The organism is Streptomyces sp. NPDC028308 (genome assembly GCF_055565855.1).
Genome location: NZ_JBVHTO010000006.1, coordinates 274,232 through 292,830, shown reverse-complemented (window position 1 = coordinate 292,830; position 18,599 = coordinate 274,232). Strand labels below are relative to the sequence as shown.

Sequence of the window (18,599 nt, the reverse complement as noted above, 5' to 3'; positions counted from 1 at the left end):
ACGTCGCGTCTGCGGCACGGCCTGCCCGGGGGCGGGGGCCGTCAGTCCGGGGGCGGGGCCGTGGAGCCCCGTACGACCAGTTGGACGGGGATGTCGCCGCCCTCGGGTGTGCGGCCCTCCAGGACCGCGAGGAGGGCCGCCATGCCGCGTTCGCCGAACAGCTCGGCGTCCAGCCGCACGGTGGTCAGCTCGGGATCGATGGCGGTGGCGAGCGCCAGGTCGTCCAGGCCGGTGACCGAGATGTCGTCCGGGACGCGCAGGCCGAGCCGCCGTACCGCCTTGTAGGCGCCCGCGGCCAGCTTGTCGTCGTCGCAGACGATCGCGGTGGGCCGAGGTCCGGGAGCGCCGAGAGCGGCTCCCGCGGCGGCCACGGCGTCCTCCATCGAGATGGGCGCCCGGGCGGTCCGCAGCTGAGTGCCGGGGACCTCGGCGAGGCGTGCGGCCAGTTCCCGCGCCCTGACCTCGAACGTCCAGGAGGCGATGTCGGCCGCCAGGTGCAGGACGCGCCGGTGGCCGAGGGCCAGCAGGTGCTCGGCGATCTGCCGCACGCCGTCGGCGATGTCGAGGTTGACGGTGGCCGCGCCCAGGCTGCCCGCGGGGTCGCTGTCGAGCATGACCAGGGGGAGCTGGTCGCCGCGGATGGCGGTGAGGGCGTCGGCGGCCATGGAGGAGGCGAGGACGCCGTCCAGGGCGGCGGGGGCGGAGCCGAAGGGGTCGCGGGCGGGGCCGATGCCCTCGGGGGAGGGGTACAGGACCACGCCGAAGCCGTGCTGGGCGGCGACCCGGGCGGCTCCGGTGTAGACGCCGGCGAAGAACTCGGTGGTCAGGGCGGGCACCACGAGGAGGACGGTCCGGGTGCGGCCGAGGCGCAGGTTGCGGGCGGCGAGGTTGGGCCGGTAGCCGAGTTCGCGGGCGGCCTCCCTGACGCGGTCGGCCGTCGCCGCGGAGACCCGGCCGCGCCACTTGTCGCCGAGCACCAGGGAGACGGCCGCCTGGGAGACCCCGGCGGCCTGGGCGACGTCCCGGCTCGTGGGGCGCGTACTACCTGGTGCCACCGGTCGACCTGTCTCTCTGCTGGACTCGCGGACTGGGCACATGGTACGTATGGGAGACGAAGTTATACGTAAAACTTGAGGCGCGGACGGCCTCGGTGCTTGGGAGAGAAGGCGACATGGCCGCGGGATACCTGGAGATCCTCAGGGCGAGGCACGCCGCGCGGCTCCTCACCGGCACGCTGGTGGGGCGGCTGCCGAACGCCACCGCCGCGATCGCCGTCGTGCTCTTCATCCGCGCGGAGGGCGGCACCTACAGCCTGGCCGGGGCGCTGGCCGCGGTCTACGGGGTCGCCAACGCGGTGGGCCAGCCGCTGCTCGGCCGCCTGGTTGACCTGTACGGGCAGCCGCGCGTCCAGTTGCCCGCCGCGCTCGTCTCGGCCCTCGGCATGTCCGTGTTCGCCTTCGCGGGCACGGACCCGCTGCCCCTCGCGTACGCCTCGATGGCCGTCGCCGGACTCTTCACGCCTCCGCTGGAGGGCGGCCTGCGTGCCCTGTGGCCCAGCGTCCTGCGCAAGGAGGAACAGGTGCACACGGCGTACGCCATGGACGCCGTCGCGCAGGAAGTCATGTTCACCGTCGGGCCGTTGCTCGTGACTCTCTGCGTGTCGCTGTGGTCCGCGCAGGCCGCCCTGCTCGTCCTGAGCGTCATAGGCGTCCTCGGCGCCCTCTCCGTGGTCCTCTCGCCGCCCTCGCGCGCGTGGCGTTCGGCCCCGCGCGAGGCCCACTGGCTGGGCGCGCTGCGCTCACCGGGGCTGCTGGCGCTGCTCGGTGCGTTCCTGTTCATCGGCATGGCCCTCGGCTCCATCACGGTGGCCGCGGTCTCCTACGCCGACGACCACGGCGGCGACGCCGTGTACGGCTGGCTGATGGCGGCGCTCGGCCTCGGCGCGCTGGTCGGCGGCACCGTGTACGGCGCGCGTCAGTGGGCGGGTGCGCCGGAGCGCCGACTGCGCTGGCTGGTGGCCCTGCTGGCCGTGTGTTACCTGCCGCTGATGCTGGTGCCCGGCGCGGTCGCCATGACGGCGCTGACGGCCCTGTCCGGCGTGTTCCTCGCCCCCTGCATCGCCTGCGCGTTCATCATCGTCGACCGGCACGCCCCGCGCGGCACGGTCACCGAGGCGTTCTCCTGGCTGGTGACCACGTTCACGGTCGGCGCGTCGGTCGGAACGGGCCTCGCCGGACCGGTCGTCCAGTGGGGCGGAGCCTTCTGGGGCTTCGCCGTGCCGGGCGCCGCGGGAGCCGTGTCGTTGCTGGTCCTCATGGCCACCGGGCGGGTCCTCGCAGCTCCCGCCGCGGGCGCGGTCGTTGCGGTCTCATCGGAAAATGATCCAAACCGTGCCGTCGAACCCCGTTTCAGCACAGGGGATCGGGCGTAATGTTCAGTCATGGACCGCCGCATTTTCGGGCTGGAGAACGAGTACGGCGTCACGTGTACGTTCAGGGGACAGCGGCGCCTGTCTCCCGACGAGGTGGCGCGGTACCTCTTCCGCCGTGTCGTGTCATGGGGCCGCAGCAGCAATGTCTTTCTGCGGAACGGTGCCCGCCTTTATCTCGACGTGGGATCACATCCGGAATACGCCACACCCGAATGTGACAACGTGACCGAGCTGGTCACCCACGACAAGGCCGGCGAGCGCATTCTCGAAGGACTCCTCGTCGACGCCGAACGCCGCCTGCACGAGGAAGGAATCGCGGGCGACGTCTATCTGTTCAAGAACAACACCGACTCGGCGGGCAACTCCTACGGGTGCCACGAGAACTACCTTGTGGCCCGGCACGGGGAGTTCTCCCGACTCGCGGACATCCTCATTCCGTTCCTCGTCACGCGGCAGCTGCTGTGCGGCGCCGGCAAGGTGCTGCAGACACCCCGCGGCGCCGTGTACTGCGTCAGCCAGCGTGCCGAGCACATCTGGGAGGGCGTCAGCTCCGCGACGACCCGCTCCCGGCCCATCATCAACACCCGCGACGAGCCGCACGCGGACGCCGAGCGCTACCGCCGGCTGCACGTCATCGTCGGCGACTCGAACATGTCCGAGACCACCATGCTCCTGAAGGTCGGTGCCACCGACCTCGTGCTGCGCATGATCGAGGCGGGCACGGTGATGCGCGACCTGACCCTGGAGAACCCGATCCGGGCGATCCGCGAGGTCAGCCACGACATCACGGGCCGCCGCAAGGTGCGCCTCGCCAGCGGTCGCGAGGCCTCCGCCCTCGAGGTGCAGCGGGAGTACTTCGAGAAGGCCGTGGACTTCTGCGAGCGCCGCGGCATCCGCACCGGCACCGTCGAGCAGGTCCTGGAGCTCTGGGGCCGCACGCTGGACGCGATCGAGGCCGAGGACCTCGACCGGATCGGCACCGAGATCGACTGGGTCATGAAGTACAAGCTCATCGAGCGGTACCGGGCCAAGCACAACATGACGATGTCGCACCCGCGGGTCGCCCAGATAGACCTCGCCTACCACGACATCCACCGGCGCCGGGGCCTGTACTACCTGCTGGAGAAGAAGGGGCAAGCCGCCCGGATCTGCAACGACTTGAAGATCTTCGAGGGCAAGTCCGTGCCGCCGCAGACCACGCGCGCGAGGCTGCGCGGCGACTTCATCCGGCGCGCCCAGGAGCAGCGCCGCGACTTCACGGTCGACTGGGTCCACCTCAAGCTCAACGACCAGGCGCAGCGCACCGTGCTGTGCAAGGACCCGTTCCGCTCCGTCGACGACCGCGTGGAGAAGCTGATCGCCGGCATGTGAGCCGGCGGCCCAGCGCCCGATGACGCCCGATGCCCGGAGGCAGTGATGCCGCCGGGCATCGGGCGTTTCCCGTGTCCGCCCCGCCCTGGACGTGAGAGGCGCGGGCGGACGGCGGGGTGAGACATGTCACGATGTCCCGAGAAGGGCGCGGCTGTCCGGAATGGTTGATTCCTGAACCCGCTCGCCCGACGGTGACGACAAAACGTCCTCAATCGCCCTCTCCGCGGCGACGCCGTACCGTGATTCGCTATCACGTGCGAATGGTCGTCCGCGAGCGACATGCCGTACCGCGGCCGATCCCGCTTTCACCGTGCGGGCGGTTTCGGCGGAAATGCAGAAGACCCCAGCCCGGCCCGTTGTTTTACTGCCTCCACCGACATGGCCATGACCAGCCGGTCGGACACAAAACAGGGGGTACATCTTGCGCTGGGTCAGGACAAAGGGACGTGAGGCGGCCGTTCTCGCCACGGCGGGGGCCGTCGTCGCCACCGCGCTCGTGGGCATGAGCGCCTCGCCGGCCGCGGCGTACTGCCGCTCCGGTATGACGAAGTGGAACAGCACCGCCAACCCGTGGTCGATCGCCGCCAACACCACGTTCCCCAGCGGGCTGAGGAACGGACTCAAGGGCGGTCTGCTGCAGTGGAACCGCAGCGGCTCCAACCTGCGCTACAACGCGCCGACGTACACCGCCGGATGGCAGATCTACGCCTTCCGCGCCTCGTACAGCTACACGAGTCTCATGGGCAGCGCGCCCGGCTACGCGGCGGCCCAGCGGTCGGGCGGCACCCACAACGGCGGGACGCTCTACCTCTCCAACCGCTTCCACTGGGTGAACGCCAGCCAGAACATCGGCCAGAACAAGGCCGACGTGCAGACCGTCGCCGTGCACGAGGTGGGGCACTTCACCGGGCTCGCCCACCCGTGGCCCGCGCACTGCCCCGACGGCTCCGCGTACACGGCCGCCGAGAAGAAGTCGGTGATGACGACCATCAACACCGGCACCCGGCGCGGGCTCAACAGCGACGACATAGCCGGCGTCAAAGCCATCTACTGACCGGGGGAAACAGACATGACCGCAGTACGCACAGCAAGGCCGCGCGCCCTCGCCCGCGCCTCCGCAGCTCTCGTCGTCCTCGTACTCGGCGCCACCGCGTGCTCCTCGGCCGCGGACCCGGGTGAGCGGGCGGGCGGCGCCGGGGAGAAGAAGGTGCGCGTCGTCGAAGGGCACCCGTACGCCGTGGACAGCAGTCCCGCCGCGGCGATCGGCTTCCCGCAGAACGAGAACGTCTTCGAGGGCACGGTCGTGAAGCGGCGCGCCGACGTGCACGCCACCGACGTGCTCGACGACGGCTCGACGTTCGAGGTCGTCTACACGCCGGTGGTCGTCCGCGTGGACCGGGTCCACAAGGGGGCTCTGAAGAAGGGCGCCGAGGTCGTCGTCCGCTCGATGGGCGGCACGGCCGACGGGGTCCGCTACGAGGTCGAGGAGGCGCCGGCGAAGAAGACCTTCGCGGTCGGCACCTCGCTGGTGGTCTTCGGCACGGAGTACGCGGCCGTCGACTCCGAGACGAGCCCGGCCATGACGCCCAACTTCGTCTACCGCGCGACGGGTGGCTCGGTCGTCGACGCCACGTACGCGGGCGGCGCGCACGACGGCGGCCCGGCCGCGCGGATGGACCGCGCCGAGTTCCGCGGCAAGCTCCGCGCGCTGTCGGCGCGTTAGGGGCACGGGGGAGCCGCTCGCCTTCGCGGCGGTGCGGGTGCCCGGGTCGTCACCCGATCCGGGCACCCGCGCGTGTCGCGACAATCCGTGCAGCGTTGTGCGTACGCCGTAGAGTGGCGGCCATTGCCCCGCCTCCGATCCCCAGTTGGACTGATGAACTACAACGTGAAGCGCCGCGCCGTCGCGCTGCTGGCCGTACCCGCCCTGCTGTTCACCGCCGCGTGCGGTTCGGACGGTGACGACAACGGCGGCTCCGCCGGAGGAGTCGCCTCGGTCTCGGGGAAGGTCGGGCAGAAGCCCAAGATCTCCGTGCCCGAGGGCGACCCGTCGGAGAAGACGGTGACCAAGACCGTGGTCAAGGGCGACGGCAAGGAGATCAAGAAGTCGGACTTCGTCCGGCTGGACTGGACCGTCGAGAAGTGGGACGGCGCCAAGGAACTCGGCGGCACCTGGACCGCGGCGAGCACCGGCAAGGGGCCGCGCCAGCAGGCCGTGGAGCGGATCGGCCAGCAGAGCCAGCAGCTGCCGGCCAAGGTGCTCGACGCCGTCGAGGGTGAGAAGCAGGGCAGCCGCGTCCTGGTGCAGGGCACCGCGGGCGACCTGATCGGCGAGAACCTCAACACGTCCTCCGGCATCGCCAAGAAGGACGTCCTCATCTGGGTGGTCGACGCGGTCGGTGCCGCCACCGTCGACTCCAAGGCCGAGGTCAAGGGCGAGCAGGCCGCTCCCGAGCCGGGTATGCCGGTGGTGAAGGCCCCCTCGCAGAAGCCGGCGGTCATCACCATCCCGAAGAACACCAAGGCTCCGAAGGACCTCAAGGAGCAGGTGCTCATCAAGGGCAGCGGCCCGAAGGTCGAGGCCGGCCAGGGCCTGATCGCGCAGTACACCGGCGTCAAGTGGGAGGACGGCAAGACGTTCGACTCCTCCTGGAACCACGGCGGCGCCACCGCCTTCCAGATCGGCACCGGCTCCGTGGTGCAGGGCTGGGACAAGGGGCTCGTCGGGAAGAACGTCGGCGACCGCGTCCTGCTGGTCATCCCGCCGGACCTGGCCTACGGCGGCAACCCGCAGAGCGAGCTGGCCAAGAACACCCTGGTCTTCGTAGTGGATATCCTCGGTACGGTCTGACCGCGGTGTCACTGACACCGTCCGGGACCATGCCGCGTATCAAGGAGCAATGAAGTGAGCATCGAGAAGCCCGAGATCGACTTCCCGGGCGGCGAGCCCCCGGCGGACCTCGAGATCAAGGACATCTGGGAGGGCGACGGACCGGTCGCCAAGGCCGGCGACACGGTCAAGGTCCACTACGTGGGCGTGGCCTTCTCCACCGGCGAGGAGTTCGACGCGTCCTGGAACCGCGGCACCCCGCTGCAGTTCCAGCTCGGTGTCGGCCAGGTCATCTCCGGCTGGGACCAGGGCGTGCAGGGCATGAAGGTCGGCGGCCGTCGCCAGCTCACCATCCCGGCGCACCTCGCGTACGGCGACCGCGGCGCCGGCGGCCGGATCGCCCCGGGCGAGACGCTGATCTTCGTCTGCGACCTCGTCTCGGTCTGAGCCGCCGTATGAACCGAACCGGGTCCGATCATCCTAGGAATCGGATCGCGGTCCGATCTTCGTACACCGTGTGATCGAGTTCCGACCGGACCCGATCACCTGGGCCCATGCCTGTCCGGCATGGGCCCTCGGCTTTTGCCGCGACACTCCGGAGCGGTACGGTCATCGGTCGGAAGCACCATAGGAAGGGCGTCGATGGCCATTGCCAAGGCCGAGCGGCTGATGAACCTGGCGCTGTGTCTGCTCGGGACGCGGCGGCCGCTCAGCAAGCGCGAGCTGCGCGAGTCCATCGAGGCCTACCTCGAAGCCGGGTCGGACGACTCCTTCAACCGCATGTTCGAGCGTGACAAGGACGACCTGCGCGAACTCGGGCTGGTCATCGAGACCGTCGAGAACCTAGACGGAGAGATCGGCTATCTCGCCCGCCGCGACAGCAACAGCCTGCCGCCCATCACCCTGGACGCCGAGGAGGCCGCCGCCCTGGGCCTCCTCGCCAAGGTCTGGCAGCAGGCCCGTCTGGCCGGCGCGGCGAGCGGCGCGCTGCAGAAGCTCCGCGCCGCCGGACTGCCCGAGGACGTCGACCCCTACGAGGCCCACGGCGCCCTCGAACCGCACATCCCCGTGCACGAGGCCGCCTTCGAACCGCTGATGCTGGCCTGCCGCGACCGCCGCCCGGTCGCCTTCGACTACCGCAAGGCCACCGCCGCCCGCCCCGAGCCCCGCACCGTCGAACCGTGGGCCCTGGAGTGCTGGCGCGGTCACTGGTACCTGGCCGGCTGGGACCGCGACCGCGGCGCCGAGCGCGTCTTCCGGCTCTCGCGGATCACCGGCAAGGTGCGCACCCGCTCCGGGAAGTTCACCGCCGAGGTCCCCGACGTCGTCACCGTGCGCGTGACGGTCGCGAGCTGGGCCGGGGAGAACGCCGACCGCTCCGCCCTGATCCGGCTGCGCGCCGGCGCCGGCTACCCGCTGCGCGCCAAGGCCGTCTCCGTACGGGAACTCGGAGACGGCTGGGACGAGTTGGAGATTCCGTACGGGCACGGCCTGGACGCCTGGCTCGTGGAGTTCGGGCCGGACGTCGTGGTCCTGGAGCCCGCGGAGCTGCGGGCCGACGTGGTGGACCGGCTGCGCGCCGTGGCCAAGGGCTGAGGGGGACACGAAGAACGTGGCAGGCAAACCGGCCAGGCCGGCGAACGCCATCGACCAGACCCGGCGGATGCTGTCGCTGGTGACGTATCTGCGCGAGCGTCCCGGCGCGCGGGTCAGCGATGTCGCCCGCGCCTTCGGGATCAGCGAGGACGAGCTGATCTCCGACCTCGACGTGCTGCCGCTGTGCGGCACCAGCTTCCGCGGCGGCGACCTCCTCGACATCGACACCGACGGCGACCGCATCTGGTGGCACAACCCCGCCGCCCTCGGCGCCGAGGCGGCCGAACCGCTGCGGCTGGCCGCCGACGAGGCGACCGCCCTGCTCGTGGCCGCCCGCGCCGTCTCCACGCTGCCCGGCCTGCGCGAAGGGGACCGGCAGGCACTGCTGCGGGCCACCGCCAAGGTCGAGGCCGCGGCGGGCGAGGCGGCGGGCGCCAGCTCCCGCCTCTCCGTCACCTTCGAGTCCGAGGGCGGCGTCTTCGCGGACGTCGACCGGGCCATCTCCGAGCGGCGCCGGCTGTGGATCCGCTACTACTCGCCCGCCCGCGACGAGCTCTCCGAGCGCGAGATCGACCCCATCCGCCTGGTCAGCGTCGGCCACACCTACGTCGAGGCGTGGTGCCGGCGCTCCGAGGCGCGCCGCACCTTCCGGCTGGACCGGGTCGCCGAGATCCGCATCCTGGACGAGCCGTCCGCGCCGCCCGAGATCGAGCTGCGGGACCTCTCCGAGGGCCTGGTGCAGCCCGCCGCCGAGGACCCCGAGGTGGTGATCGAGGTCGGACCCGGCGGACGCTGGGTCGCCGAGTACTACCCGCACGACAGCGCCGAGGAACTGCCCGACGGCGGACTGCGGATCACGCTGCGCGCCCCCGACCCGGCCTCGCTGCGCCGCCTCGCCCTGCGGCTCGGGGGCGACGGCCGGATCGTCTCGCCGCAGGACCTCGCGGACAGCGCCCGCCGCGCGGCCCGCGAGGCGCTCGCCGCGTACGACGAGCCCGCGCCGCGCGAGGCCCTCGCACCGCGGGCGGCCGCCGGGCAGGCCGGGCCCCATGGAGTTCAGGACGGGCTGTACGACAGGCAGGAGCAGGGGCTTTGAGCACGTCGGCGATCTCTGGTTCACGTGACATGTCGGTGTCCTCGGCATTCGCCGGGATGACGAGAGTTGCGCCCGTGCTGTTCAGAGCCGCCTGCCCCGACTGCCGGGGCCGCTTCGAGCTGTCGGCGGCCGCGCTCCGGCTGGCCATCGGAGCCAGCAGCCGCACCACCTTCTACTCCTTCACCTGCCCCGAGTGCGGGGAGGCCGTGCGCAAGCCCGCCGGCGAGCGGATCATCGAGCTGCTCACCGGCGGCGGGGTGCGGACGCTGCGTCTGCACTCCAGGATCTGAGACGCAGGGGCTAGGGTCGACGACATGTTCTGGCCGATGTTCGCTATCGCTCTGGGTTTCCTGGGAATCGCCGTGCTCGGCGTGCTGGCCGTCCGCGTCTTCGTCGAGGCGGAGCGCCTGGGGCGGCAGGTGGCCGACTCCGCCCAGCGCGTCGGCCGGGCCGCGGAGGACCTGAAGCGCGCCGCCGTGACCACCGCGCGCTCGGTGGACGCCCTGTGAGTCGCGCGGTCCCGGCGGCTCCAGCGGCTTCCGGCCTGTCGACCTCCGGGTGCGGCCGGGTACGCTGCTCGTTGTGGCCCGGATACGAGGCGCGGGTCGCGAACTGGGAGTACGCACAGGGATTGCCCCGCGTTCACCCCTGAGCGTTACGATCGCTGACAGCACGACGGCCGGACAGACGTCCGACTGCTCGAACAGCACCCATTCCATGCCGCCTCGGTGAGAAGGTAAAGACTTATGTTCGGAAGGCTCGGAGCCCCCGAGATCATTCTCATCCTCGTCGTCATCATCCTGCTGTTCGGCGCGAAGAAGCTTCCGGACATGGCGCGCTCCCTCGGCAAGTCCGCTCGCATCCTCAAGAGCGAGGCCAAGGCCATGAAGTCGGAGGGCCAGGACTCCTCAACCCCCGCGGGCCCGCCGAACACGGACGAGCAGTCCCCCTCTCAGCGCACCATCCAGGCCGCGCCCGGCGACGTGACGAGCTCGCGCCCGGTGGCCGAGCCGACGGACACGACCAAGCGCTGACGTAGGGCCGGAGAGCTCCGGCCCGCCGCACGAGATGAGGACGTGGGTTGCTCAAGTCTGCCCGCAAGAAGGAGAAGGATCCCGAGGGGCGGATGCCCCTCGCGGAACACCTTCGTGAGCTCCGCAACCGGCTCGCGAAGGCGATGCTGGCCATCGTCGCCGTCACGGTCGTCGCCGCCTTCTTCTACAACGACATCGTCAATCTCATCACCCGGCCGATCCTCGACTCGGTCGGGTGTGAGCAGACCTTCGAGCAGCTGGCCAAGGCGTCGGCGGAGCCGTGTGCGCAGATCACCATCAACGGACTCCTCACGCCCTTCACGCTGGCGCTGAAGGTCTCGCTGATGGCGGGTGTCGTCCTGGCGTCGCCGGTCTGGCTGTATCAGCTGTGGGGCTTCGTCGCCCCCGGCCTGCACCGGCACGAGAAGAAGTATGCCTACGCCTTCGTCGGCTCGGGAGTCCCGCTCTTCCTGGGCGGCGCGTACTTCGCCTACCGTGTGCTGCCCACCACGGCGAAGGTGCTGCTCGACTTCACCCCGGACGGCGCGTCCAACCTCCTGCCGCTGGACGACCTGCTCGACCTCGTCACGCGCATGGTGCTCGTCTTCGGTCTCTCCTTCGAGCTGCCCCTGCTGCTGATCTTCCTGAACCTCACCGGGGCGATCACCGGCAAGCGGATGCTCGGCTGGTGGCGCGGCATGATCATGGGCATCACGGTGTTCGCCGCCATCGCCACGCCCAGCACGGACCCGCTCACCATGCTGGCGCTTGCCGGACCGATCTGGATCCTCTACTTCGGCGCCGTCGCCTTCTCGCTGCTGAACGACCGTCGCAGGCGCCTCAGGGCCTCCCTGGAGCCCGCCGACGACGAGGCCTCGGAACTGGACCTCACTCCCGAGGACATCGGTGCCATCGAGCCCGTGTCGGCCGGACGGACCCTGCCCGAGCAGGCGACGACGGACCGGGTCAACGGTTATGACGACGTGACCTGACGAGGGCCCGGGACTCGTAAGGTCGGGGCGTGACCAGCGAGATCACCCTTGTCGTCAACCCCACCGCGGGCCGCGGCCGGGGCGCCCGTGCGGCGCTGCCGGCCGCTTCGGCGTTGCGGGCGGCGGGCTTCCAGGTGCGTACCGTCCTCGGGCAGGACGCCGGGGACGCGCTCGCACGCGCGCGTGCCGCCGTCGCGGAGGGCACCGGCGCCCTGGTGGCCGTCGGCGGTGACGGCATGGCGAACCTGGCCCTGCAGGCCGTCGCAGGGACCCGTACGCCGCTGGGGCTGGTGGCCGTCGGCACCGGCAACGACTTCGCGCGCGCCCTCGGACTGCCGCTGCGCGACCCGGCGGCCGCCGGACGGCAGATCGCCGACGCCCTCAAGGGCTCCCGGCTGCGCGACGTCGACCTGGGACGCGTCGGCGGCACCTGGTTCGGAACCGTCCTCGCCTCCGGCTTCGACTCCCGGGTCAACGACCGCGGCAACCGCATGCGTCGGCCGGCGGGCCGCCTCAAGTACGACCTCGCGATGCTCGCGGAGCTGGCCTCCTTCAAGCCGTTCCCGTACCGGATCACCCTGGACGGCGGGGAGACCCGGGAGATCGAGGCGACCCTGGTGGCCGTCGGCAACGGGTCGTCGTACGGCGGCGGCATGCGGATCTGCGCCGACGCGGACCTCGGCGACGGGCTGTTCGACGTCACCGTCGTCGGGGACTGCAGCCGCACGACCCTGCTCAGGGTGTTCCCGAAGGTCTACAAGGGCACGCACCTCGGCCATCCCGTGGTCACCGTCCACCGCGCTGCCAGGGTCGAGCTCGTGGCCGAGGGCGTCACCGGGTACGCCGACGGGGAGCCGCTCGGACCGCTGCCGCTGACCGCCAAGTGCGTGCCCGGAGCGGTTCGCGTGGCCGTGCCCTGACCTGCTGAGCTGCGCGGATCCGGGTTCGCGGACAGCGGATCCGGATAATGATCGTCCTGTTGTCAGTGGGGGCCGGTAGTCTCGAAAGCACGATGACAGAGGACCTCTCACCGGCCGAGCGGTACGCGGCAGCACGGAAGCGCGCTGCCGAGCAGGCCACCGCGCTCGCCTCCTTCCGCGAGATGTACGACTTCGGCCTCGACCCCTTCCAGATCGAGGCCTGCCAGGCGCTCGAAGCGGGCAAGGGTGTGCTCGTGGCCGCGCCCACGGGCTCGGGCAAGACGATCGTCGGCGAGTTCGCCGTCCACCTCGCCCTCCAGCAGGGCAAGAAGTGCTTCTACACGACCCCCATCAAAGCGCTCTCCAACCAGAAGTACGCCGACCTCGCCCGCCGGTACGGCGCGGACAAGGTCGGGCTCCTGACCGGCGACAACAGCGTGAACTCCGACGCCCCGGTGGTCGTGATGACCACCGAGGTGCTGCGCAACATGCTCTACGCGGGCTCGCAGACCCTGCGCGGCCTCGGGTACGTCGTCATGGACGAGGTGCACTACCTCTCCGACCGCTTCCGCGGCGCCGTCTGGGAAGAGGTGATCATCCACCTTCCCGAGTCGGTGACGCTGGTGTCGCTCTCGGCGACCGTGTCGAACGCCGAGGAGTTCGGCGACTGGCTGGACACGGTGCGCGGCGACACCCAGGTGATCGTCTCCGAGCACCGGCCCGTCCCGCTCTTCCAGCACGTGCTGGCCGGGCGGCGGATGTACGACCTCTTCGAGGAGGGGGAGGGCCACAAGAAGGCCGTCAACCCCGACCTCACGCGCCTGGCGCGCATGGAGGCGAGCCGTCCGTCGTACCAGGACCGCAAGCGGGGCCGCGCCATGCGCGAGGCCGACCGGGAGCGCGAGCGCAGGCAGCGCTCGCGGGTGTGGACGCCGAGCCGCCCCGAGGTCATCGAGCGGCTCGACGCGGAGGGGCTGCTCCCCGCCATCACGTTCATCTTCAGCCGCGCGGCCTGCGAGGCCGCCGTCCAGCAGTGCCTGTACGCGGGCCTGCGGCTGAACGACGACGAGGCCCGGGCCAGGGTGCGCGAACTCGTCGAGGAGCGCACCGCGTCCATCCCCACGGAGGACCTGCACGTCCTCGGCTACTACGAGTGGCTGGAGGGCCTGGAGCGGGGCATCGCGGCCCACCACGCGGGCATGCTCCCGACCTTCAAGGAGGTCGTCGAGGAACTCTTCGTGCGCGGCCTGGTCAAGGCCGTCTTCGCCACGGAGACCCTCGCGCTCGGGATCAACATGCCGGCCCGCTCGGTGGTGCTGGAGAAGCTGGTCAAATGGAACGGCGAGCAGCACGCGGACATCACCCCCGGTGAGTACACGCAGCTGACCGGCCGCGCCGGACGCCGCGGCATCGATGTCGAGGGCCACGCGGTCGTGCTGTGGCAGCGCGGCAGCAGCCCCGAGCACCTGGCGGGACTCGCCGGCACGCGCACGTATCCGCTGCGCTCCAGCTTCAAGCCGTCGTACAACATGGCGGTGAACCTGGTCGAGCAGTTCGGCCGGCACCGCTCGCGTGAGCTGCTGGAGACCTCGTTCGCCCAGTTCCAGGCCGACAAGTCGGTCGTCGGCATCTCCCGGCAGGTGCAGCGCAACGAGGAGGGGCTGGAGGGCTACAAGGAGTCCATGACCTGCCACCTCGGGGACTTCGAGGAGTACGCGCGGCTGCGCCGGGAGCTCAAGGACCGCGAGACCGAGCTCGCCAAGCAGGGCGCCGCCCAGCGCCGGGCCGAGGCCGCCGTCGCCCTGGAGAAGCTCAAGCCGGGCGACGTCATCCACGTGCCGACGGGCAAGTACGCGGGTCTCGCCCTCGTGCTGGACCCGGGTCTGCCCGCCGGGCGGTCCAACGGCCACCGGGGCTTCGAGCACGTCGACGGGCCGCGCCCGCTGGTGCTCACCGCCGAGCGTCAGGTCAAGCGGCTGGCCTCGATCGACTTCCCGGTGCCCGTGGAGGCGCTGGAGCGGATGCGGATCCCGAAGTCCTTCAACGCGCGTTCCCCGCAGTCGCGCCGGGATCTCGCCTCCGCGCTGCGCACCAAGGCGGGGCACATCGTCCCGGACCGGCTGCACAAGAAGCGCTCCGCGGCGGCCGACGACCGGGAGATCGCCCGGCTGCGCACGGCGCTGCGGGCGCACCCCTGCCACGGGTGCAGCGACCGCGAGGACCACGCCCGTTGGGCCGAGCGCTACCACCGCCTGCTGCGCGACACCTCGCAGCTGGAGCGCCGTATCGAGGGCCGGACGAACACCATCGCCCGGACCTTCGACCGGATCGTCGCGCTGCTGACCGAGCTGGACTACCTGCGGGGCGACGAGGTCACGGAGCACGGCAAGCGGCTCGCCCGGCTCTACGGCGAACTCGACCTGCTCGCCAGTGAATGCCTGCGTGCCGGTGTCTGGGAGGATCTCGGCCCGGCCGAACTGGCCGCGTGTGTCTCCGCGTTGGTGTACGAGTCCCGGGTCGGCGACGACGCCATGGCGCCGAAGGTGCCGTCCGGCAAGGCCAAGGCGGCGCTCGGCGAGATGGTCCGCATCTGGGGCCGTCTCGACGGTCTGGAGGAGGACTTCCGGATCAGGCAGACCGAGGGCGTCGGCCAGCGTGAGCCGGACCTCGGCTTCGCCTGGGCGGCCTATCAGTGGGCGTCCGGCAAGGGGCTGGACGAGGTGCTGCGCGAGGCCGAGATGCCCGCCGGGGACTTCGTGCGCTGGTGCAAGCAGGTCATCGACGTGCTGGGCCAGATCTCGGCCGCCGCCCCGGTGTCCGGGCAGAGTTCGACGGTCGCCAAGAACGCCCGCAAGGCGGTCGACGGACTGCTCCGCGGGGTCGTCGCCTACTCCTCGGTGGGCTAGCCCGTCATCGTCCCCGCCGTCCGGAGCGCCGTCCCCGCGAGGGGCGGCGCTTCCGTCTTTCCGGGGCGTGACGCCCGGGGTCACCCTTCGCGGGCGGGGGCCGTGCCGAGGGGAACGGCCGGACCTCGGCGGGGTTTTCGCATGCTCGTACGCGGTCACGCAACGTGTGCGAGCGGAACCTGAGCGTGTAAATGGAGCCGAGAGTACTCCTGTTGCACGGGCGAATTCAGGGGCTTGCTGAATATGACACGGCGATGATCCGGTCGGACTAAGCTCGCCCGCAGCGCACCGAGTTGGGATGTAATCGTGCGCTTGTTCCCAAAGGTTCCGAAGGTCCCGACAATCCCCCCAAACCCCCAGCCGATTTGTCTCAGAGGGCATACATGGTGAGTGTTCAATCGCCTCCCGGTGGCCGTGAACTTCCCTACGCGCGCGTGCTGTTGCTGCCGGCCATACTGATGGCCGCGCTCTCCGGGGCCGCCGTCGCCCTGGTGACGGAGCCGGCCCGGACGGCCGTCGGCTGGTGCGGCGCAGTGGCCACGCTCCTGGTGATCGCGACCGGCGCCGAAGCGGTACGCCGCGGCCGCGTCGCCCGCGCGCTGCGCGCCGACCTCGCGCACCGGACCGCGCTCCTGGAGCAGCGCATCGCCGGCCACGACCAGGAGATCGTGCACCTCGGCACCGAGCTCCTGCCGACCGCGCTGCACCGGCTGCGCAGCGGAGAATCACCCTCGGGGGTGATGCGCACCTTCGTCGACGCCGACCCGGCCTACCGTGAACTCCCCGAGTCCCAGCGTGACTTGGTCCGGACCGTGCTCGACATCGTGGACCACGAGACGGCACTGCGCGACTCCGCCCAGCGCGCCTTCGTCAACATCGCCCGGCGCGTCCAGGCCATCGTCCACCAGCAGGCCAAGGAACTGCGCGAGATGGAGGAGGACCACGGGCGCAACCCCGAGGTCTTCGACGACCTGCTCCGCATCGACCACGGCACCGCCCTGATCGGCCGCCTCGCCGACTCCATCGCGGTGCTCGGCGGTGGCCGTCCCGGACGCCAGTGGCCCAAGCCCGTACCGCTGTTCAGCGTGCTGCGCGGCGCGATGTCCCGGATCCTGGAGTACCGCCGCATCGAGCTCCACTCGATCGCGGAGGTGGCCATCAACGGCGTCTCCGTCGAGCCGCTCATCCACGCCTGCGCCGAACTCCTCGACAACGCCACGCGCTACTCGCCCCCGCAGACCAAGGTGCACGTCACCGCCGTGGAGGTGCAGACCGGCATCGCCATCGAGATCGAGGACGGCGGCGTCAGCCTCAGCGAGGAGGCCCGCGGCCGGGCGGAGAACATGCTCCGGATGGCCCAGGCCGGCATCGACCTGAACGACCTCGGGGAGACCCCGCGCCTCGGCATGGCCGTCGTCGGACGCCTCTCCCAGATGTACAACATGCAGATCTCGCTCCGGCAGTCCGCGTACGGCGGCGTCCGCGCCGTCCTCGTCGTGCCGCGCGACATGCTCACCACCGGGGACGCCCCCGGACTCGCCCACGGCATCGGTGCCGCCGCCGTACCCCGCATGGACACCGGCGGCGTCGAGGGACCCGCCCGCAAGCCCAAGAAGCGCCGCCCGACCACCGGACCCCGCGTCCCCGCACCGCTGGACGCAGCCATGGAGGACGACGCCCCCGAGGTCACCGAGTGGGCGCCCAACGGGCTCCCGCAGCGCCGCAGCCGCGTCAAGGTCTCGTTCAGCCAGCGGGTCGCCGAGGCCAGGGCCGCGGAGGCCGCGGCCGAGGCGGCCAGGGCCTCGGCGCCCGCCTGGGCACCCGAGCCCGCCCCGGAGAAGAAGGAGCCCGAACCGGGCCTGTGGGTCGAGGCGTTCATGAACGGACTCAAGGGCGGTGACCCCGACCAGGCCGCCGCGGCCACGACCAACCAGCCGGCCCGTGTCGAGGCCGACGACGAGGGGGACCTCAAGTGATCCAGCAGCGAGCCAACTTCGACTGGATGCTCAAGGAGCTCTCCGACGGCGTCCCGGGCACCCAGCAGATCGTGGTGCTCTCCGCCGACGGCCTGCGCATCGCCCGCTACGGCGGCGACCCGGACGCCGCCGACCGCCTGGCCGCGGCCTGCGCGGGGCTCCAGAGCCTGGCCGGAGCCGTCGCCGGGGAGATCCCCGACAGCGACGGCCGGATGCGCATGGTCATCATCGAGATCGACGGCGGCTACTTCTACCTCATGTCGGCCGGAGCCAACGCCTATCTCGCGGTACTGGCCGACCAGACCGTGGACGCCGGGCTGATGAGCAACCGCATGCGTGACCTCGTCGTACGGATCGGAGCACATCTGACGAGTCCGCCCAGGCGCAACGGGCAGACCGTATGACTCCTCCGCAACGCCGGCGGCGCCACCCCAAGGAAGAGCCTCCGGAGCCCGTCAAAGCGGCCCAGGACGAGAAGATCCCGGAGCGGCTGTACGTGCTCACGGGCGGTGGCGAGGGCGGTGAGCGGGCCGCGCTCGACCTGGTGACGCTCATCGTGGCGAACGCCGACGCGCCCCCGCCCAACTCCCAGCCCGAACAGTCGGCGCTGCTCCGGCTCTGCACGGCCCCCCTGTCCGTGGCCGAGATCTCGGCCTATCTGAATCTGCCGTTCAGCGTGGTGACCGTCCTGCTCACCGAGCTGCTGGCGGCCGAACTGGTACAGGCGCGCGCCCCGATCGTCCGTTCGGCGCTCCCCGACCGTTCCCTCCTCGAAGCGGTGATGCATGGACTTCAAAAGCTCTGACACCATCACGGGCCCTCGCACCGAGGACCATCTGCCGCACACGGCGCAGGCCGCCGTGAAGGTCGTGATCGTGGGCGGCTTCGGAGTCGGCAAGACGACCATGGTGGGCTCCGTCAGCGAGATCAGGCCGCTGACCACCGAGGAGACCATGACGCAGGCCGGCATCGGAGTCGACGACAACTACGGCTCGGAGACCAAGACGGCCACCACCGTCGCCATGGACTTCGGGCGCATCAGCATCACGGAACAACTGGTGCTGTACCTGTTCGGCACGCCCGGCCAGGAACGCTTCTGGTTCCTGTGGAACGGCCTGTTCGAGGGCGCCCTCGGCGCGGTCGTGCTGGTCGACACCCGGCGGCTGGAGGTCAGCTTCGACGTCATCGGCCGCCTGGAGGAGCGAGGCGTGCCGTTCGTCATCGCCATAAACGACTTCCCGGACGCGCCGCGCTACCCCGTCGACGACCTGCGGACGGCGCTCGACCTGTCCGAGGAGATCCCCATCGTGAAGTGCGACGCCCGGCGCCGCGCCTCCAGCCGCGACGTCCTGATGACGCTGATGCGCTTCCTGCACTCGCTGACGATGACGTCGACGTCCGTGTAGCCGCCTTGCGCCCGCATCCGCCAACCCCCCTGACAACAGCC

At 71.0% G+C, this 18,599-nt stretch carries 19 protein-coding genes; 18 read left to right on the top strand and 1 reads right to left on the bottom strand.

The features are described from left to right. Window positions 1-41: 41 nt before the first annotated feature. A complete protein-coding gene (locus ACZ4VA_RS15810) occupies window positions 42-1,055 on the bottom strand; it encodes a LacI family DNA-binding transcriptional regulator (protein ID WP_356172549.1) in 1,014 nt (337 codons plus the stop codon). Between the two features lie 116 nt (window positions 1,056-1,171). Here ACZ4VA_RS15810 and ACZ4VA_RS15805 point away from each other — a divergent pair, with 116 nt between their 5' ends. The 18 genes from ACZ4VA_RS15805 to ACZ4VA_RS15720 all read left to right on the top strand — a co-directional run bounded on the left by ACZ4VA_RS15805 (window position 1,172) and on the right by ACZ4VA_RS15720 (window position 18,558). Continuing rightward, complete coding sequence (locus tag ACZ4VA_RS15805) at window positions 1,172-2,431, top strand: MFS transporter (protein WP_468081691.1); 1,260 nt, start codon at window positions 1,172-1,174, stop codon at window positions 2,429-2,431. A gap of 9 nt (window positions 2,432-2,440) precedes the next feature. Next, window positions 2,441-3,802: a Pup--protein ligase gene (gene pafA / locus ACZ4VA_RS15800; protein WP_121404192.1), complete on the top strand. Its 1,362-nt coding sequence runs from the start codon at window positions 2,441-2,443 to the stop codon at window positions 3,800-3,802. A gap of 421 nt (window positions 3,803-4,223) precedes the next feature. Then, window positions 4,224-4,856 (top strand): matrixin family metalloprotease, encoded by a 633-nt coding sequence (locus ACZ4VA_RS15795; protein ID WP_356244247.1) that lies wholly within the window; start codon window positions 4,224-4,226, stop codon window positions 4,854-4,856. 15 nt (window positions 4,857-4,871) lie between these two features. Continuing rightward, on the top strand, window positions 4,872-5,525 hold the full coding sequence (locus ACZ4VA_RS15790) for a hypothetical protein (protein ID WP_356172554.1): 654 nt from the start codon (window positions 4,872-4,874) through the stop codon (window positions 5,523-5,525). A 153-nt stretch (window positions 5,526-5,678) separates the two neighbouring features. Beyond that, on the top strand, window positions 5,679-6,653 hold the full coding sequence (locus ACZ4VA_RS15785) for an FKBP-type peptidyl-prolyl cis-trans isomerase (RefSeq protein WP_356172557.1): 975 nt from the start codon (window positions 5,679-5,681) through the stop codon (window positions 6,651-6,653). A 54-nt stretch (window positions 6,654-6,707) separates the two neighbouring features. Then, the gene (locus tag ACZ4VA_RS15780) at window positions 6,708-7,079 is read left to right on the top strand and encodes an FKBP-type peptidyl-prolyl cis-trans isomerase (protein WP_121404199.1); all 372 of its coding nucleotides are present in this window, start codon (window positions 6,708-6,710) and stop codon (window positions 7,077-7,079) included. 195 nt (window positions 7,080-7,274) lie between these two features. Next, entirely contained in the window at window positions 7,275-8,228 is a 954-nt protein-coding gene (locus ACZ4VA_RS15775; RefSeq protein WP_355792908.1) for a helix-turn-helix transcriptional regulator, read from the top strand. 16 nt (window positions 8,229-8,244) lie between these two features. Then, a complete protein-coding gene (locus tag ACZ4VA_RS15770) occupies window positions 8,245-9,324 on the top strand; it encodes a helix-turn-helix transcriptional regulator (RefSeq protein WP_356172560.1) in 1,080 nt (359 codons plus the stop codon). A gap of 29 nt (window positions 9,325-9,353) precedes the next feature. Continuing rightward, on the top strand, window positions 9,354-9,614 hold the full coding sequence (locus tag ACZ4VA_RS15765) for a hypothetical protein (protein WP_356244254.1): 261 nt from the start codon (window positions 9,354-9,356) through the stop codon (window positions 9,612-9,614). A gap of 24 nt (window positions 9,615-9,638) precedes the next feature. Continuing rightward, window positions 9,639-9,833 (top strand): hypothetical protein, encoded by a 195-nt coding sequence (locus tag ACZ4VA_RS15760; protein WP_468081686.1) that lies wholly within the window; start codon window positions 9,639-9,641, stop codon window positions 9,831-9,833. Window positions 9,834-10,070: 237 nt separating this feature from the next. Continuing rightward, window positions 10,071-10,358 (top strand): Sec-independent protein translocase subunit TatA, encoded by a 288-nt coding sequence (gene tatA, locus ACZ4VA_RS15755; protein ID WP_355794843.1) that lies wholly within the window; start codon window positions 10,071-10,073, stop codon window positions 10,356-10,358. Window positions 10,359-10,405: 47 nt separating this feature from the next. Beyond that, window positions 10,406-11,350: a twin-arginine translocase subunit TatC gene (tatC, locus tag ACZ4VA_RS15750; RefSeq protein WP_355794844.1), complete on the top strand. Its 945-nt coding sequence runs from the start codon at window positions 10,406-10,408 to the stop codon at window positions 11,348-11,350. A 29-nt stretch (window positions 11,351-11,379) separates the two neighbouring features. Beyond that, window positions 11,380-12,270, top strand: a complete 891-nt coding sequence (locus ACZ4VA_RS15745) for a diacylglycerol kinase (RefSeq protein ID WP_356172569.1) — start codon at window positions 11,380-11,382, stop codon at window positions 12,268-12,270. 47 nt (window positions 12,271-12,317) lie between these two features. Continuing rightward, window positions 12,318-15,176: a DEAD/DEAH box helicase gene (locus ACZ4VA_RS15740; RefSeq protein WP_355791263.1), complete on the top strand. Its 2,859-nt coding sequence runs from the start codon at window positions 12,318-12,320 to the stop codon at window positions 15,174-15,176. A 383-nt stretch (window positions 15,177-15,559) separates the two neighbouring features. After that, window positions 15,560-17,152: an ATP-binding protein gene (locus ACZ4VA_RS15735; RefSeq protein ID WP_356172573.1), complete on the top strand. Its 1,593-nt coding sequence runs from the start codon at window positions 15,560-15,562 to the stop codon at window positions 17,150-17,152. Beyond that, window positions 17,149-17,556 (top strand): roadblock/LC7 domain-containing protein, encoded by a 408-nt coding sequence (locus tag ACZ4VA_RS15730; RefSeq protein WP_355782039.1) that lies wholly within the window; start codon window positions 17,149-17,151, stop codon window positions 17,554-17,556. Before ACZ4VA_RS15735 ends, ACZ4VA_RS15730 begins: the two co-directional genes overlap by 4 nt. Continuing rightward, on the top strand, window positions 17,553-17,957 hold the full coding sequence (locus ACZ4VA_RS15725) for a DUF742 domain-containing protein (RefSeq protein ID WP_356244263.1): 405 nt from the start codon (window positions 17,553-17,555) through the stop codon (window positions 17,955-17,957). The genes ACZ4VA_RS15730 and ACZ4VA_RS15725 overlap by 4 nt, the downstream gene beginning before the upstream one ends. Next, the gene (locus tag ACZ4VA_RS15720; protein WP_355782033.1) at window positions 17,938-18,558 is read left to right on the top strand and encodes a GTP-binding protein; all 621 of its coding nucleotides are present in this window, start codon (window positions 17,938-17,940) and stop codon (window positions 18,556-18,558) included. Before ACZ4VA_RS15725 ends, ACZ4VA_RS15720 begins: the two co-directional genes overlap by 20 nt. Window positions 18,559-18,599: the final 41 nt, after the last annotated feature.

Excerpts from the sequence above, each read along its gene's own strand:
- ACZ4VA_RS15805 (WP_468081691.1), top strand. The coding sequence starts at position 1,172 with ATGGCCGCGGGATACCTGGAGATCCTCAGGGCGAGGCACGCCGCGCGG.
- ACZ4VA_RS15720 (WP_355782033.1), top strand. The coding sequence starts at position 17,938 with ATGGACTTCAAAAGCTCTGACACCATCACGGGCCCTCGCACCGAGGAC.
- ACZ4VA_RS15785 (WP_356172557.1), top strand. The coding sequence starts at position 5,679 with ATGAACTACAACGTGAAGCGCCGCGCCGTCGCGCTGCTGGCCGTACCC.
- ACZ4VA_RS15775 (WP_355792908.1), top strand. The coding sequence starts at position 7,275 with ATGGCCATTGCCAAGGCCGAGCGGCTGATGAACCTGGCGCTGTGTCTG.
- ACZ4VA_RS15725 (WP_356244263.1), top strand. The coding sequence starts at position 17,553 with ATGACTCCTCCGCAACGCCGGCGGCGCCACCCCAAGGAAGAGCCTCCG.
- ACZ4VA_RS15760 (WP_468081686.1), top strand. The coding sequence starts at position 9,639 with ATGTTCTGGCCGATGTTCGCTATCGCTCTGGGTTTCCTGGGAATCGCC.
- ACZ4VA_RS15765 (WP_356244254.1), top strand. The coding sequence starts at position 9,354 with ATGTCGGTGTCCTCGGCATTCGCCGGGATGACGAGAGTTGCGCCCGTG.
- ACZ4VA_RS15740 (WP_355791263.1), top strand. The coding sequence starts at position 12,318 with ATGATCGTCCTGTTGTCAGTGGGGGCCGGTAGTCTCGAAAGCACGATG.
- ACZ4VA_RS15790 (WP_356172554.1), top strand. The coding sequence starts at position 4,872 with ATGACCGCAGTACGCACAGCAAGGCCGCGCGCCCTCGCCCGCGCCTCC.
- ACZ4VA_RS15735 (WP_356172573.1), top strand. The coding sequence starts at position 15,560 with ATGGTGAGTGTTCAATCGCCTCCCGGTGGCCGTGAACTTCCCTACGCG.
- pafA (WP_121404192.1), top strand. The coding sequence starts at position 2,441 with ATGGACCGCCGCATTTTCGGGCTGGAGAACGAGTACGGCGTCACGTGT.
- tatA (WP_355794843.1), top strand. The coding sequence starts at position 10,071 with ATGTTCGGAAGGCTCGGAGCCCCCGAGATCATTCTCATCCTCGTCGTC.